The 16434-nt window shown below is 35.1% G+C and carries 14 protein-coding genes; 10 read left to right on the top strand and 4 right to left on the bottom strand.

Features of this window, described 5'->3' with window-relative positions; genetic code table 11:
- Positions 1 to 83: 83 nt before the first annotated feature.
- On the top strand, positions 84 to 1592 hold the full coding sequence (atpD, locus tag ACRHOC_RS02235; RefSeq protein WP_431156879.1) for a F0F1 ATP synthase subunit beta: 1509 nt from the start codon (positions 84 to 86) through the stop codon (positions 1590 to 1592).
- An 18-nt stretch (positions 1593 to 1610) separates the two neighbouring features.
- The gene (locus ACRHOC_RS02240) at positions 1611 to 1889 is read left to right on the top strand and encodes a F0F1 ATP synthase subunit epsilon (RefSeq protein ID WP_431156880.1); all 279 of its coding nucleotides are present in this window, start codon (positions 1611 to 1613) and stop codon (positions 1887 to 1889) included.
- A gap of 84 nt (positions 1890 to 1973) precedes the next feature.
- Here the strand turns inward: ACRHOC_RS02240 and ACRHOC_RS02245 are convergent, their stop codons facing one another.
- The 4 genes from ACRHOC_RS02245 to ACRHOC_RS02260 form a co-directional block, all read right to left on the bottom strand.
- The gene (locus ACRHOC_RS02245; RefSeq protein WP_431156881.1) at positions 1974 to 2150 is read right to left on the bottom strand and encodes a hypothetical protein; all 177 of its coding nucleotides are present in this window, start codon (positions 2148 to 2150) and stop codon (positions 1974 to 1976) included.
- A gap of 149 nt (positions 2151 to 2299) precedes the next feature.
- Positions 2300 to 5560, bottom strand: a complete 3261-nt coding sequence (locus tag ACRHOC_RS02250; RefSeq protein ID WP_431156882.1) for a VCBS repeat-containing protein — start codon at positions 5558 to 5560, stop codon at positions 2300 to 2302.
- Between the two features lie 75 nt (positions 5561 to 5635).
- Positions 5636 to 6613: a Gfo/Idh/MocA family protein gene (locus ACRHOC_RS02255; protein ID WP_431156883.1), complete on the bottom strand. Its 978-nt coding sequence runs from the start codon at positions 6611 to 6613 to the stop codon at positions 5636 to 5638.
- Between the two features lies 1 nt (position 6614).
- Positions 6615 to 7379, bottom strand: coding sequence for an XRE family transcriptional regulator (locus ACRHOC_RS02260; RefSeq protein WP_431156884.1), 765 nt, complete (start codon positions 7377 to 7379; stop codon positions 6615 to 6617).
- A gap of 75 nt (positions 7380 to 7454) precedes the next feature.
- Here ACRHOC_RS02260 and ACRHOC_RS02265 point away from each other — a divergent pair, with 75 nt between their 5' ends.
- Genes ACRHOC_RS02265 through bioA form a run of 8 tightly spaced genes read left to right on the top strand, consistent with a single transcriptional unit; the run spans position 7455 to position 16405 of the window.
- On the top strand, positions 7455 to 10481 hold the full coding sequence (locus ACRHOC_RS02265) for a DNA polymerase III subunit alpha (RefSeq protein WP_431156885.1): 3027 nt from the start codon (positions 7455 to 7457) through the stop codon (positions 10479 to 10481).
- Complete coding sequence (dinB, locus tag ACRHOC_RS02270) at positions 10468 to 11685, top strand: DNA polymerase IV (RefSeq protein ID WP_431156886.1); 1218 nt, start codon at positions 10468 to 10470, stop codon at positions 11683 to 11685. The genes ACRHOC_RS02265 and dinB overlap by 14 nt, the downstream gene beginning before the upstream one ends.
- Positions 11686 to 11709: 24 nt before the next feature.
- Complete coding sequence (locus ACRHOC_RS02275; RefSeq protein ID WP_431156887.1) at positions 11710 to 12441, top strand: SOS response-associated peptidase; 732 nt, start codon at positions 11710 to 11712, stop codon at positions 12439 to 12441.
- A gap of 21 nt (positions 12442 to 12462) precedes the next feature.
- The gene (locus ACRHOC_RS02280; RefSeq protein WP_431156888.1) at positions 12463 to 13008 is read left to right on the top strand and encodes a hypothetical protein; all 546 of its coding nucleotides are present in this window, start codon (positions 12463 to 12465) and stop codon (positions 13006 to 13008) included.
- Positions 12992 to 14128, top strand: a complete 1137-nt coding sequence (locus ACRHOC_RS02285; protein WP_431156889.1) for an aminotransferase class I/II-fold pyridoxal phosphate-dependent enzyme — start codon at positions 12992 to 12994, stop codon at positions 14126 to 14128. The genes ACRHOC_RS02280 and ACRHOC_RS02285 overlap by 17 nt, the downstream gene beginning before the upstream one ends.
- The gene (locus ACRHOC_RS02290; protein ID WP_431156890.1) at positions 14125 to 14538 is read left to right on the top strand and encodes a putative signal transducing protein; all 414 of its coding nucleotides are present in this window, start codon (positions 14125 to 14127) and stop codon (positions 14536 to 14538) included. The genes ACRHOC_RS02285 and ACRHOC_RS02290 overlap by 4 nt, the downstream gene beginning before the upstream one ends.
- The gene (gene bioD, locus ACRHOC_RS02295) at positions 14535 to 15143 is read left to right on the top strand and encodes a dethiobiotin synthase (RefSeq protein WP_431156891.1); all 609 of its coding nucleotides are present in this window, start codon (positions 14535 to 14537) and stop codon (positions 15141 to 15143) included. The genes ACRHOC_RS02290 and bioD overlap by 4 nt, the downstream gene beginning before the upstream one ends.
- Positions 15140 to 16405 (top strand): adenosylmethionine--8-amino-7-oxononanoate transaminase, encoded by a 1266-nt coding sequence (bioA, locus tag ACRHOC_RS02300; RefSeq protein WP_431156892.1) that lies wholly within the window; start codon positions 15140 to 15142, stop codon positions 16403 to 16405. Before bioD ends, bioA begins: the two co-directional genes overlap by 4 nt.
- Positions 16406 to 16434: the final 29 nt, after the last annotated feature.

Raw genomic sequence — 16434 nt, forward strand, 5'->3', positions numbered from 1 at the left:
TTTAAATAAAACTATATCTTTGCAGCGCGAAAAACACGTTGTTTTTCATAATTAGAATATAGCAAAACAAAAACAGTTAAGTAATGTCAAAAGTTACAGGTAAAGTTGCACAAATTGTAGGTCCAGTAATCGATGTTGAATTCGGTGCTGGTACTGAACTTCCAAAGATTTATGATTCGTTAGAAATAAATAGACCAGATGGTTCAACATTAGTACTAGAGGTACAATCTCACATCGGTGAAGATACAGTTCGTACTATTGCAATGGATTCATCAGATGGTTTAAGTAGAGGAACTGAAGTGATTGCAACTGGCGCACCTATTCAAATGCCAATTGGTGAAGACGTTTATGGTCGATTATTCAATGTAATTGGTGATGCGATTGATGGTTTAGGTGATTTACCAAAAGCTGACAAAGATGGGCTTCCTATTCACAGACAAGCTCCAAAATTCGAAGAATTATCAACTTCAACTGAAGTTTTATTTACTGGTATCAAAGTAATCGATTTAATTGAGCCTTATGCAAAAGGTGGTAAGATTGGATTATTTGGTGGTGCTGGTGTAGGTAAAACAGTATTAATTCAGGAGTTGATTAACAATATTGCAAAAGGACACGGTGGTCTTTCTGTATTTGCTGGTGTAGGTGAAAGAACTCGTGAAGGAAATGATTTACTTCGTGAGATGTTAGAATCTGGCATTATTAAATATGGTGATGACTTTATGCACTCTATGGAAGAAGGTGGTTGGGATCTTCAAAAGGTTGATAAAAAAGCCATGAAGGATTCTAAAGCAACTTTCGTATTCGGTCAGATGAACGAACCTCCTGGAGCACGTGCTCGTGTGGCATTATCTGGTTTAACGATTGCAGAATATTTCCGTGACGGTGCTGGAGATGGGCAAGGTAAGGATGTATTATTCTTCGTTGATAATATCTTCCGTTTTACTCAAGCTGGTTCAGAGGTGTCTGCACTTTTAGGTCGTATGCCATCAGCGGTGGGTTACCAACCTACTTTAGCAACTGAGATGGGTGCGATGCAAGAACGTATTACATCAACTAAGAAAGGTTCTATTACTTCTGTACAGGCGGTTTACGTACCTGCAGATGATTTAACTGACCCTGCTCCTGCAACAACGTTTGCCCACTTAGATGCAACTACTGTATTATCTCGTAAGATTGCCGAGCTAGGTATTTATCCTGCTGTAGATCCATTAGATTCTACATCTCGAATTCTTACTCCAGAAATTTTAGGTGACGAACACTACGACTGTGCTCAACGTGTTAAAGAGTTATTACAGCGATATAAAGAATTACAAGATATTATTGCTATCCTTGGTATGGAAGAATTGTCTGAGGAAGATAAATTAGCTGTATCTAGAGCAAGACGTGTACAACGTTTCTTATCACAACCATTCCACGTAGCAGAGCAGTTTACAGGTATACCTGGTGTATTAGTAGACATTAAAGAAACAATTAAAGGTTTTAATATGATTATGGATGGTGAACTAGATCACTTACCAGAAGCTGCATTTAACCTTAAAGGATCTATAGATGAGGCTATCGAAGCTGGTGAGAAAATGCTTGCAGAAGCATAATCTTTAAAATTTAGATTTATGTATTTAGAAATTGTATCACCTGAAGCAACACTTTTTAGTGGCGAAGTAGAATCTGTTACTGTGCCAGGTGTTAATGGTGAATTTGAAATGTTAAAAGATCACGCTCCTATCGTGTCTATCTTAAAAGAAGGACATGTAAAGGTTAATGGTAGTAACATTCAATTAGAAGAAGAAGTTGAAGCTAAGTTTTCCAAATCAGATAGAGGAGTTTGGTTAGCAATCAATTCTGGTACAATAGAAATGAAGGATAATAAACTTATAGTATTAGCTGATTAATACAAAAGCATTATCTCGTTAATATAAAATTAAAAATGCGAAGTATATATAGTACTTCGCATTTTTTGTTAGATCCGTAATTTCTTAAAAATTACCGTTTGGACTAATTCCCGCAACTGCAGGTGAATAAAGTTCCATGTCAAAAACACCAATTACCAAGGCAATAGTATACGCAAACATGGTTAAGAATAATACAAATACTAGTCCAACAAATAACCGAAATGATTTAGGGTAACGAAAATCTTGATTCAATGTTCCCATAAAATTTGATGGTTGGTTAGTCCTCCTAAGTTAGGTACTTAATATTAACTTTTCATTAACATATGTAAATCATCTAATTGATTTTCAATTTGTTATAATTATAGAAGTGCCTATTTTCTCTGGTAGATCAGCTTTCGAGGAAGTCTTTTCTAGTTTAGCTTAAACAATTTCAAACCTTTATTAGCAACCAATACGATAAGATAGGAATGGTTCTTAATTTGAATTATTTCAATGGCTTTTACTTCTTCATTAATTAGGTCATCAAATCTATTTAGTACTTTGAAGTTATTGTCCTGAGACGATAAAGTAAACCCGTTAGAAGCATCATATCTAATAGTCTCCACCTCCGCATCATAAATAGCTCCAAAACCTAAAACTTCCGATGTTGTATCCGAATGTTCATTTAATAATTCAAAATCTAATACGGGTCCAAATTGTGCTTCAACGGGTAAGTCCGTAAAAGACAGGTCACCTTTATTGTTGTCTATATAGACAGAACTAAAGGTAGACGCTTCAAGATGTAAAGCATTATTTATGTTTTGTTGGCCATATATTTGGAAAATATCAGAATTAGCAAATTCACTATAACTTTCAATTTTCTCCATTAGAAAAGGGGTTTGTTGTGACGAACATTCCTTTCCTCGAACCGGAAAAATATCACCATTTGATTCTTTACTTATAGCAATATCGTAACTTTCATTATCATCAAAATAACTACTATAGATATGTAAAGGTTCCCTTTCATTAGGTTGAAATTTGTTGTTTAGACCCATATTTCCAACAAAATATTCGTCGTTCCCGTCTAAATCAAAATCTGTTGCCAATATGGACTGATACCAACCAGAGCTATTATCTTTTGTTAAGCTTGAATCCGTTTTGAAGCGATTCTTCTCATTTTTTAAAAAACTTATAGGCATCCATTCACCAACAATCACCAAATCTAAGTCACCATCTACATCGTAATCTGAAAAGACTGCATCATTAACTAATCCAATGGATTGTGTATCACTTAGGATTTTTGTTGATACATCTACTAACCTTCCACCTCTATTCTCCAAAATATAAGATTTGGGTGCTTTTGGATATTGGCCAGGTATTACTCTTCCGCCAACAAAAAGATCTATATCGCCATCATTGTCAAAATCGCCAGAAGCTATCGCCTTAGTTACCGTTAACATTTGTGGCAGTCGCCCTTTTGAGAATAGACCTTGTCCGTTATTTAAGTACAGTCTGTCCTGTAATAGCTCACGATTCGAAGACAGACTATAATTCCCAGTTGTTATATACAAGTCTAAATCACCATCATTATCAATATCAAAAAAGTGACCCTTATTATCATTATAACCCTTGTCTTTTATAAAAACATCTTGCTCAGATTTCTTAAACGTCCCATTGGGTAATTGAAAAAACAGTTCTGCAGGATAACCTGAAGTGTTCCCTATAAATATATCTTCTAAACCATCACCGTTAACATCAGCAACTTCTAAAGGTTGATCAATAGTTGATTGTTTTTGTGGAAGCAAAATTTGAAGACTATAATCATCAAAATTTACTGATTTATGAACATAGTCTATACCTAAATCTTCAGCCTTAATTTCCTTATTGTGCTCACTTATAATCTTATTATTGAATTGATATAGCTCAGTAGGATTGTAATTTACCTCTACCGTTTGGTTAACGTTTAAATTTATCAGTTTTTGAATTTTTCCATCATTCCATATAACTTTTACACTATCAATATTCTCAGTTTTATCTAGCCCAAAGTGAAGCGTTCTACCCACCGAAGATTGATAACCTCTATTAAAATATAGATCTTTATACTGGTTCTGATCACCATAATATATTTCAATTTTTCCTCCTATCCCACTACTGTTATTAATTGCGCCTTTTATATTGAATTTAATATAATTAGAACTCGTATTGTTTCTATATATGCTTGCCTGCTCCAATTGATTATTTAAAATAAGATCTAAGTCTCCATCATTATCTAAGTCAGCATAAGCAGTACCATTAGAGTTTAATTTATGTGAAAAGCCCATAGCGCTGGAACTATCTCTAAATGTATAATTGCCATTATTAATAAACATGTAATTGGCAAGCTTTGTTGAGGGTATTAATTTCTTTGCTTCTTCAAAACTTTTCTGCCTATCGTTTACAATGTCCTTCTTAAACATTTTAGTTCTAAAATCTTGATTAGCAATGTCTTTTTCAATACCATTAGTTATAAAAATATCGTTTAACCCGTCGTTATTAAAGTCTGCAATAAGTGGAGCCCAACTCCAGTCGGTTTTTGAAAGTTTGGCTAACTGACCTATTTCACTAAAACTTCCATTACCATTATTTAACTGCAACATATTAGACATATATTGATGATGATAGCCATTATTAACCATTTGGTTAAACTTGGCAATATCCATAGAGGCCATATTTTCCTTACCACGTTTCCTATCGGCCGAAAGCATATCTAGCACAACAAGATCTGGCATCATATCGTTATTGATATCAGCAAAATCAGAACCCATACTATTATTAGATATATGCTTAAGCGCTTCTAAGGCTTTATTTGTAAATGTCCCATCATGATTATTTATATATAAAAAGTCAGGTTCAGAGAAGTCATTTGCTACAAAAATATCTGGCCAAGAATCATTATTAAAATCACCAATAGAAGCACTTAAACCCCAAGCGCTAAGCGAAGAAATCCCAGCAGATTTCGTAATGTCAATGTATTTGCCATTGTCATTTCTAAATAACTTGTCAATATCATCTTTGGTAATACTCGGTAAATTCTGTGGTTCTAAATACACTGATTGATTTGGTTCGATGCTATGGTTAACAAGATATAGGTCTAAATCACCATCTTTATCGTAATCTAAAAAGTATGCCTGTGTAGAAAAGCCATACTCCTTTAGACCATACTTAAGGGCTTCTTCTTTAAAAGTGTTGTCTTTTTGATTAATAAACAATTGGTTCTGTCTTGCTTTTCTATTTTTAACTGAGGCCGACTTACAAACATAAATATCCAACCAACCATCATTATTTATATCAACCATGCTTACACCTGTTGACCAACCTTGGTCATCTCTCACGCCGGCTTTATCAGTAATGTCTTTAAATTTAAAGCCTCCTTTATTGAGGTATAATTTATTGGAACCCTGATTAGATGTAAAATAGATATCCTCAAGACCATCATTATTTATATCTCCCACAGCCACACCTCCTCCATTATAGATATAACTGTAGTTCAAAAAATTAAATTCTGCTGTTTCAGTTAAATTATTCTGAAAAGTTATCCCTGAATATTTTGATGGTATAAAAGTGAATGCAGTTGTAGAACCATCATCATATGAATCATCACCACAACTTAAAGGAAGAAAGAAAATTAGTATGAAATACCAATAGTGCTTCATCTTAAATAATTAATTACGAAGGTAGTTACTTTTTGCCTTAATCGTTTAGAACTTTCCAAACCAAAAAACAAAAGGTTATTCAATTAATCCAAGTATTCTACCCATAACCCAAGCCGTGTGTGAAGCGGTTTTACCAGTTGAAGGATGTTGTGTGTCTGAATATAAATGCTTGGCCATATTCTCAACATGAAACTGTTGAATGTGTTTAGGATTATCTATTTGAAAAGTTTCTGAACCTTGAGAAGTTACTAATTGTATGGGTTCCTCAAAGAAAACCGAAAAAGATAATTCGCCTTCACTTCCTATGATACGAACTTTATCTTCTCGCTGATAGGCACCAAAACTCCAAATACCACTTCCTAATACTCCTGAAGCATATTCCCATGAGCCTACGATACAATCTTTAGAGGTATAAAGATGTTGTTGATTCTTTGAAATACCACCTACTTTAACGACATCTCCAAAGAAATAATTAAACAAATCCAACCCATGACTCGCTAAATCATCAAAATAACCTGCTGGTGCAATCTTAGCATCAGTACGCCAATTATAGTCACCTGATTTATCCAAATCGCTTGGTGTACGACTCAAATACCAATGGATATGTCTAACATCGCCTATCGCCTTCTCTTCTAATAATGACTTCACCTTATTAAATCGTGGTAAAGACCTACGGTAATACGCAACAAATAATGGCACCCCTTTAATCTTAAATGTATTGGTAATTTCAAGACATTCCTCATAACTCGGCGCCATCGGTTTTTCAATACAACATATTTTATTGGCTTGTGCCACCTTCATGGCATAATAATGATGCGTATCTGGTGGTGTAGCAATGTAAACTGCGTCTATTTCAGAATCATTTATTAATTCATCTGCATCATTATAGTAGCGTGGTACATTATGTCGTTCAGCATAATCTTTGGCTAGCTCAAGGTTACGTCGCATAACAGCAACAAGCTCAAAACCTTCGGCCATTTTATAGGCTGGTCCACTCTTAACTTCAGTGACATTGCCACAGCCAATAATTCCCCATTTAACAGTTTTTGCCATTCTACAACTGCTTTACAGCTTCTAATTCTACCTTAAGTTCTTGAAACATGGTCATAATACTACTTAGCTTCAGTTCCTTCTCATCGTACTCTTGCGTATTAATACAACATGTAAATTCCCAAAGTTCTAAGATAGTTTCTTTTGACACAAAATAAGGTTTGTAAGATTTATTATCTGAGCTCAATAATAGTAGATTCTCATCATCCGCACTATACACACGCTTATAAACCAAACCGTCATCCTTTGTTAGAACAATATAGGTTCTGCCGTTTTTAATATCATTAATATCCTCCACATACTTTGCCACGACAAAAGCACCATCCTTAACCGGTAACATAGAGTCGCCTTTTATAGGAAAGGCACGATGTGTTCCTGTAGGCAAAAACGGTAACTTTATTTTTTGAAGCTGTTCTATATATTCCGGATCGTCATAGCCAGATAAATACCCTGCTGAAGCCTTTGCAGGAATAATTTCAATTAAATCTTCATTGTCTTCATTAACCGTTACAGGAAATAAGACACGCTTATTCCCTATCTCAATAAAAGAGGTGTCCTTGGCTTTCCGTAAATCTTTACGAACGAGGATATCTATAGGTATATTAAAATAATTTGACAGATCTATTAAGCGTTCAATTGGTGGTTCGCTTCGTCCTTCTTCATAGGATCCTACCATTGAGCGTGTCCATCCTAAATCGTCTGCAAAACGTTCTTGAGATAGCTTCCTTAAAGATCTCAGGTGTTTTATGTTGGCTTGTATTGGCTTCATCGAAATAATTTTAACATCATTTACTACAAATATAAGCAATATATACTACATATAGTAGCTAATTTTGTTAGTCCCATGTATTTAAACTGTCATACATACTACAGCCTGCGTTACGGTACCATAAAACCCGAGCAATTGCTTGCTATTGCCTCAGAAAATGGTGTTCAGACCTTGGCGCTAACCGATATTAATACAACCTCAGCATGCTTAGATATTGTACGATTATCAAAAAAATACAAGGTAAAACCTGTACTTGGTGTAGATTTTAGAAATAAGGCAGAACAACAGTTTATTGTCATCGCAAAAAACAACCAAGGTTTTCAAAATATAAACTCATATCTGTCAAAATTTCTTCATAATCAAGACTTAAAAATTCCTAAGCAACCTGACGACCTTTTAGAAGATTGCTTCATCGTCTATCCTTACCAAAAAGGAAAGCATTTTGAACTTAAACAAAACGAATTTTTAGGAATTACACCCAAAGACCTCAACCAATTAAAATTTTCTAAGTGGAATGCGCACAGAGAGAAATTGGTGGTTTTAAAAACGGTATCCTTTCAAGATAAAAAAGGCTTTAATACGCATCGTCTACTACGTGCTATTGATAATAACACCTTACTGAGTAAACTTCCTAAGTCTGAAGAAGGTCATGAAGACGATAAGATGTTACCATATGATGCGTTGTGTGAGCGCTATTCAGAATTTCCAAGCCTCATTAACAATACAGAAGACCTACTAAACCACTGCTCTATTACATTCGATTTTGAGAATCCTATCCCAAAGAATCAACGCTTCTTAACCAAAAATGCAGATACGGATTATGCGCTTTTAGAAAAACTGACCTATAAAGGAATTCCTTATCGCTATGGCAACGATGTTGATGCTAAAATCTACAATCGTATAGAAAAGGAACTCAATATTATAAAGCAAAAAGGCTTTGTTTCTTACTTTTTAATTAACTGGAAAATCTTAGAGTATGCGCGCAGTAAAGACTACTACTATGTTGGTCGTGGCAGTGGCGCCAATAGTATTATTGCTTACCTATTGCGCATTACAGATGTAGATCCTATTGAACTCGACTTATATTTTGAGCGCTTCATTAATCTCTTTAGACAAAATCCGCCTGATTTTGATATTGATTTCTCTTGGAAAGACAGAGATGATATTACTGAATTTATTTTTAAAACCTTTAAGCATACAGCACTCATCACAGTCTATAACACCTTTAAATATAGAGCATCTGTTAGAGAATTGGGTAAAGTTTTTGGGCTACCAAAATCTGAAATGGATATGTTGACTCGCGGTAAGTTTGATGTTAAGAGACTCGACCGATTAACGTTATTAGTCCTTAAGTACAGTCGCTATATTGAAGGTTTTCCTAATTATTTGGGTATACATGCAGGTGGTATTTTAATTTCAGAACAGCCTATTCATTATTATGGCGCTACGTTTATGCCACCAAAAGGATTTCCTACCACACAATTTGATATGGTTGTTGCCGAAGATATTGGCTTGTATAAGTTTGATATTTTAAGTCAGCGTGGTCTTGGTAAAATTAAAGATGCCGTAACTATTATTGACAAAAACTACAGCGACCAACCACCTGTAGACATTCATGATATTAAACGTTTTAAAGAAGACAAACGCATAAAGTATTTACTTAAGAATGCTAAAGCTATCGGTTGTTTTTATGTTGAATCACCAGCTATGCGCATGCTTTTAAAAAAGTTAAGAGTAGACGACTATCTTGGTTTAGTGGCCGCAAGCTCTGTGATTAGACCTGGTGTTTCAAAATCTGGCATGATGCGCCAATACATTTTACGTTGTCGCCATCCTGAAAAAAGAAAGGACGCACCTGCTGTGCTCTTAGATATTATGCCAGAAACTTATGGTGTTATGGTCTATCAAGAAGATGTGATAAAAGTGGCACACTATTTTGGCGGACTTACCCTTGGTGAAGCTGATATGCTACGTCGTGGTATGTCTGGTAAGTTTAGATCTAGAGCAGAATTTCTGAAAGTAAAACAGCAGTTTTTTGATAATTGTAAAAACGATGGCAAACCATTAGAACTCACAACAGAAATATGGCGACAGATTGAAAGTTTTGCAGGTTATGCCTTTGCTAAAGGACACTCCGCATCTTACGCTGTGGAAAGCTACCAAAGTCTCTTTTTAAAAGCCTACTATCCGTTGGAATATATGACAGCTACTATCAATAATTTTGGTGGGTTTTACAGTACAGAACTCTACGTTCATGAAGCGCGAATGCACAATGGTATTGTTGAATCCCCTTGTATAAACAACTCATACAATCAAGCGATTATTAGAGACAAAACCATTTATCTGGGATTCATGTTTTTACAATCTTTTGAATCTAAAACCACAGCGCGTATTCTAAAAGAACGTGAGCAAAATGGTGCCTTTACATCACTTGATGATTTTATAGAACGTGTTCCTATTTCTATAGAACAGATTACCATTTTAATAAAAATCAATGCGTTTCGATTTACAGGAATCAATAAACGTGAACTCTTATGGGAAGCGCATTTAAAAATTAGTAAAACGGTAGTACAAGACCATGTAGTGACCTTGTTTAAAACAAAGCGTATCAACTACAATACACCAGAATTACCAAGCACAGCATTAGAGAATGCCTTTGACGAAATTGAGCTGTTAGGATTCCCACTATGTAATCCGTTTTATCTACTCGAAGTGCCTTCAAAAAGTAAACTACGCGCTAAACATTTAGAACAACTTGAAGGGAAATATATTACCATAGAAGGCTATTTGGTGACTACTAAAAACACAAGTACGTCTAATGGAAAACGCATGTATTTTGGAACCTTTTTAGATAGAGATGGTGATTTTATAGATACGGTTCATTTCCCACCAATTTCCAGCAAATACCCTTTTAGAGGAAAAGGTGTTTATGAAATTACTGGCAAGGTGATGATAGAGTTTGATTGTGTATCTATTGAGGTTTCCAAATTTGAACGTCTTGCAGTGATTGAAGATCCACGCTATGCTGTAAAATCAGCAAACCCAACATTTCAAAGAAAGAAAAGTTTTAAAGATCTAAAAACTCAATATGAACACCAATAGATCTATAGTGCATATGGATTTAGACACTTTTTTTGTGTCTTGTGAGCGTTTATTGGATAGTCGCCTTAATGGTAAACCTGTGCTTATCGGTGGCACTAGTGATAGAGGTGTTGTAGCTTCCTGTAGTTATGAAGCACGTAAATTTGGCGTCCATTCTGCCATGCCTATGCGTATGGCAAAACAACTGTGCCCAGAAGCTATTATACTTAGAGGTAACTCTGGCATTTACACTAAGTTTTCACAAAACGTAACGGAAGTTATCAAAGAAAGTGTACCACTATATGAAAAAACCTCTATTGATGAATTTTATATAGATCTCACCGGAATGGACAAGTTCTTTGGGTGCCATAAGTTAGCTTCAGAATTACGCCAGCGTATTATCAAAGAAACAGGATTACCTATTTCCTTTGGGCTATCTTTAAATAAAACGGTTTCAAAGATTGCAACTGGTGAAGCAAAGCCCAATAACGAAATTAGAATTCTTGCAGGTACCGAAAAACCATTTTTAGCACCTCTTTCTGTAAAGAAAATTCCAATGGTAGGCAATGTCACTTACAAGGCACTTTGTGATTTGGGTGTGAAGCGTATTAAAACCGTTCAAGATATGCCTATGGAATTAATGCATAAGGTGTTGGGTAAAAACGGCCTTTCTATTTGGAAAAAGGCTAATGGTATAGACAATAGTCCTGTAATACAATACCACGAACGTAAATCTATTTCTACTGAGCGCACTTTTGGCCAAGACACCACAAATATTCATAAGCTCAAAGGTCTCGTTATCGCCATGGCAGAAAACCTGGCTTATCAGCTGAGACGTGGTAACAAATTAACAGCCTGTATTACCTTTAAGATTCGGTATTCCGATTTTCAGACCTATACACAGCAAAAACGAATTCCATATAGTGCTATGGACCATAACATCATTCCTGTGGTTTTAGATTTATTCACAAAACTTTATAATCGTCGGTTACTCGTACGCTTAATAGGTGTACGCTTTAGCCATTTAGTGGAAGGTGGTCATCAAATCAATTTATTTGAAGACAACGAAACGCAACTCAACTTAGCACAGGCCATTGATAAAATGCGTGAGCGTTATGGAGACAGAGCTGTAATAAGTGCCGCAGGTATGGAAGCTAAAACCATTAGCCGTTGGAATCCGTTTACTGGCGAACCGCCTCCACTACTCGCAAATCGTCATCAATAAAACGAAAATTAGTATCTTAGAAACATGTGTTATTCTACAGCATTACGCAAAGAACGAGAAAAGATTGAAAAGGAATTGCAACGTCAAATTAAAGTGACATTTGATGCAAAGTCCACCTATCAACCCTATTATCATCTCAATGGATTTACACATGGAAATCTACAGATTATACCAATGAAAGATCCAGAGAGGATTTCTGATGCTACTTGGGGAATTATACCAGATTGGGCACTACATGATCCTGAAGCATTCCGAAAGAAGAGCAATACGTTGAATGCACGCTCAGAATCTATTTTTGACAAAGCGTCCTTTAGAAATAGTGCCGAAGATAAACGCTGTTTAATTTTAGCTGATGGTTTCTATGAACCACATCACGAAAATGGGAAAGCAACACCCTATTTCTGTTATCAACCATCTGCCACGAATGCAGAAGGTGATTTGTTTGTTTTTGCAGGACTCTACAACGAATTGGATGATAATACCCTAAGTGCAACCATATTGACTACAGAAGCAAACGAATTTTTTATGGAGGTGCATAATAAAGGCAAACGCATGCCATTAGTTTTAGATGCGCACTATTACGAAGATTGGTTAGATGATGGCTTAAGTATCCCAGAAGTCAATGAGTTAATGGCCGTAGGAATTACTACTAAACCCTTTGAGGCACATCCTGTAAGCAATGATTTATACAAAAGATATGTAGACACAAATAAGCCTTATATCATTAAGCCAGTACAAAAGGATACCTTGTTTTAAGTTGATTATTATTTTAGCAGTATGAATGAAGAAATAATAGTCTCTGAAAGCAACAGGCCATTTTGGCAAATCATAGTTGCTTCACTCTTTTTTACCCTAGCCACGGTGGTTTTACTTTTAACTCTCTATTCAATTATTTTCACCAATGAAAAGATCTCAGTTTCTCTAGGAAATTTCAATACCATAATAATATTTATTTCAATAGGAATTGGATTCTGTGTGCAAAAACGAATTTACGTGGACCTGGCCAATTCAAAGTTTAGACCATCCTATGAAATCGGCCCAATCAAGATTGGTAAGTGGCAGCAAATTATTAATTACGAATATATTTCCATTTTTACACAACCATTAAAAGATGGAGGTTCTATCTTTGAGGTTAATCTTTGGTACGACAGAAATAAACATTTTAAATTGTATGAAGGCAATGATTATCTACAAAATTTTATGATAGGATTTGAGATATCTGAAAAATTAAATATTGATCTATTAGATGCTACCGTACCCAATGATTATAAATGGATTGATAAAGATGAATGGAAATCACAAATGAATGAGTCGAATTCCTAAAAAACTTTTAGACAAATTAAATAACCGCCAGGCAAATGACGCACTTAGACAATTGTCTTTGCCAGAAAATCTTATTGATTTTTCATCTAATGATTATTTGGGATTTGCAAAATCTGAGTTGATTTTTCAAAAGGCTCATCATCATCTAATTTCAAATAATACTAAACAAAATGGAGCAACAGGATCTCGGCTCCTTTCAGGAAACCATAATCTATATAAGGTATTAGAGTCTCATTTAAAATCTATTCATAAAGCAGAAAGTGCATTAGTTTTTAATTCAGGATATGATGCCAATCTTGGTATTTTCTCCTCTATACCACAGCGTGGTGATATCATATTATATGATGAACTTATCCATGCTTCAATACGAGATGGCATAAGTATGAGCAACGCTAAATCCTATAAGTTTAAACACAACGATTTAGAACATTTAGAGAAATTAGTACTTCAAAATACCTCAACAGCTAACGAAATATATATTGTCACAGAATCCGTTTTTTCAATGGATGGAGACTCACCAGACCTTAACGCTCTTGTTGCCCTAGCGAATAAACACAACTGCTATTTAATAATTGATGAGGCACATGCAATTGGTGTATTTGGTTATGGTTTAGTACAACATCTTAATCTCGAAAAAGAGATATTTATAAGACTTATAACATTCAGTAAAGCACTTGGTTGTCATGGTGCTACTATTCTCTCAAATGAAGCAGTTAAAGACTATCTGATAAATTTTTCAAGACCATTCATTTATACCACAGCATTACCACCTCATAGTTTAGCTACCATCATCGAAGCTTACAAAGAACTAGAGCATACAATGCAAATGGAGACACTTCAATCCAATATTAAATTCTTTAATTCAGAATTAGTGAAGCATAATCTAGAGTTGAAATTCATCCCGAGTAATTCTGCTATTCATTGTTGTATCATTCCAGGCAATCACGAAGTAAAGTCTATTTCTGAGCAATTAAAGCTAGAAGGGTATAACGTAAAGCCAATTTTATCGCCAACAGTTCCCTTACATTCTGAACGGTTAAGAATATGTCTACATAGTTATAATTCCAAGCATGAAATCTCGGAAATTTTGAGGCTGATTGCTACCTTTACAAACTCATGAGTGAGACATTTGTAACCATAGCACGATACCAGTATTCCTCTGAGGCTCAAATAGTAAAGGGTCGATTAGAAGCGGATGGAATTGATGTATTTTTAAGAGACAATATTACTATAGATACAGACCCTTTAGTTTCGAATGCCATTGGTGGTGTGAAGCTTAAGGTATTATCAAAAGATGCTGAAAAGGCAAATGCTATTTTAAATTCTATTCAAAAATATGCTACTGACGATGAAGGGAAGGCCATAGTCTGCCCTAATTGTGGTAGTAATCATATAGAAATGTATTCAACCATTAATAGTTTTAAATCTTTGTTTTTTTTCCTTATTGGGTTCATATCAGGAACCTTACCTTTTAGCACACGCTACCAGTACAAATGTGAAAATTGTAAAACAGAATTTCCCATTAAATGAAAACACTTTTCGTAACAGGAATATCTACGGATGTTGGTAAAACTATTGCATCAGCAATTTTGGTTGAAGCTTTGCAAGCCGATTATTTTAAACCCGTACAGGCAGGCGATTTAGATAATAGTGATACGCATAAGGTCGAACGTTTGGTCTCAAATAGCAAATCTGTATTCCATCAAAATAGTTATGCATTAAATACACCAATGAGTCCTCATGGCGCCGCAGAATTAGATGGAATTCAGATAGACTTAAAACAAATTAAACGTCCAAAAACTAAAAACAGTTTGGTCATAGAAGGTGCTGGCGGATTATTAGTCCCTCTAAATAGTACTGATACGATAATGGATTTAATTGAACCTACAGATAAAGTCATTGTCATATCACGCCATTACTTAGGGAGTATAAACCATAGCCTCTTAACCATTAACACTCTAAAAGATAAAGGATTTGATGTTTCAATTATTTACAGTGGAGATGAGCATAAATCTACAGAATCTATAATTGAAAAAATGACCAATGTAAAAGTAATAGGACGCATAAATGATGAACCCTATTTTGATCAAAATGTCATTAAAGAATATGCAGAAACATTTAGATCCAATTTATGAGTTTAAAAGCACGAGATAAAAAACACCTTTGGCACCCTCTTAAACAGCATCAAACACATCCTGATAGTTTAGCTATTGTAAAAGCTAAAGGGTGCTACTTGTATGATGAAGAAGGGAATTCCTATATCGATGCTATTTCCTCATGGTATACTTGCATGTATGGACACTCTAATGATTATATCATTAAGCGTGTCACAGAGCAAATGCAAGCGCTAGACCAAATTATGTTTAGTGATTTTACACACCAACCTGCTATAGAACTTTCCGAACAACTTATTGAAATACTCCCAGAGGGTCAAAACAGGATTTTCTTTAATGATAATGGTTCTACAGCAGTTGAGGCCGCTATAAAAATGGCTTTACAATATTACTTTAATAAAGGAGAAAAGCGCTCCACATTTATAGCATTTGAAGATGGATTTCATGGCGACACCTTTGGTGCCATGTCTGCCTCAGGACTTTCCGTTTATAACGGTCCATTTGAAGAATTTCTTATGGAAATTAAACGCATACCTGTTCCAGATGGCTCTAATGCAGACCGTATCATCGATCAATTAAATACCATCATCTCAGAAAATCTTATTGCAGGATTTATTTATGAACCATTGGTGCAAGGCGCTGCAGGCATGAAGATTCATAATCATGAAGGCTTAAACAAGATATTAAATTACTTTAAATCTCATGGTATATTGACCATTGCAGATGAAGTTATGACAGGATTTGGAAAAACAGGCAAATACTTTGCTTCATGCTATTTGGATACAAAACCAGACATTATTTGTCTTAGCAAGGCACTTACTGGTGGTTTAGTCCCTATGGCAATTACTTCTTGTACTGAAGTTATATACAACGCTTTTTTAGGGGACTCTATCGCTCAAGGTTTTATGCATTGTCATACTTATTCTGCGAACCCCACCGGATGTACTGCAGCTATTGCAAGTATAGAATTACTAAAATCAGATTCTATCCAAAATAGTATAAAATCCATTTCTAAATCACACGAGGCTTTTCTACAATCTATCGATCAGCATCCAAAAATTAAATCTGCGAGAAGTATTGGTGTTATATTGGCCATAGACCTCGATACAAAAGCCAGCCGTTATGGCGAACTCCGCGATCAACTTCTTAAATTCTTTATGAAGCATGGTGTATTCTTAAGACCTTTAGGTCATACAATTTACATCCAACCACCTTATGTCATAAGTGAAAAAGAGCTTCAAAAAATTTATGATACAATCATACTGGCATTAAATGAAATCTGAGGCATAAATCTTACTTTTGCCCTAAAGAA

The organism is Winogradskyella poriferorum (genome assembly GCF_050618035.1).
Lineage (GTDB): Bacteria > Bacteroidota > Bacteroidia > Flavobacteriales > Flavobacteriaceae > Winogradskyella > Winogradskyella poriferorum_A.